This window comes from Paraburkholderia sp. NMBU_R16, from assembly GCF_013282575.1.
Taxonomy (GTDB): domain Bacteria; phylum Pseudomonadota; class Gammaproteobacteria; order Burkholderiales; family Burkholderiaceae; genus Trinickia.
Map to the genome: position 1 here is coordinate 1 of NZ_JAAAYE010000501.1, position 250 is coordinate 250.

General features: G+C 61.2%; 1 pseudogene. It reads right to left on the reverse strand.

The features are described 5' to 3' along the window. Window positions 1-17 precede the first annotated feature (17 nt). Window positions 18-250: pseudogene (locus GWC77_RS29425) on the reverse strand (hypothetical protein); the annotation flags it as partial.

The window sequence follows — 250 nt, forward strand, 5'->3', positions numbered from 1 at the left end:
CCCGTTTCCGAGGACGGTTAAGCAGTTGAATTTCGACCGGGCTGATGTCCTCCAGGTTGAGTGGTTGTGCGAGTTGTCCACGGTCGGTCGGCGGGTCGCCTATCACGACCACGACGCCGGCCGGCGGCGAGCATTTCTTTTCGATGCATGGCTTCGTAGCGGATCGGCGAGTAATAGCTGATTGCGCTGTGCCGGCGGCTGAGGTTGTACCAGCCCTCGATGAAGGCGAACAGCTCCCGTCGAGCCTGCT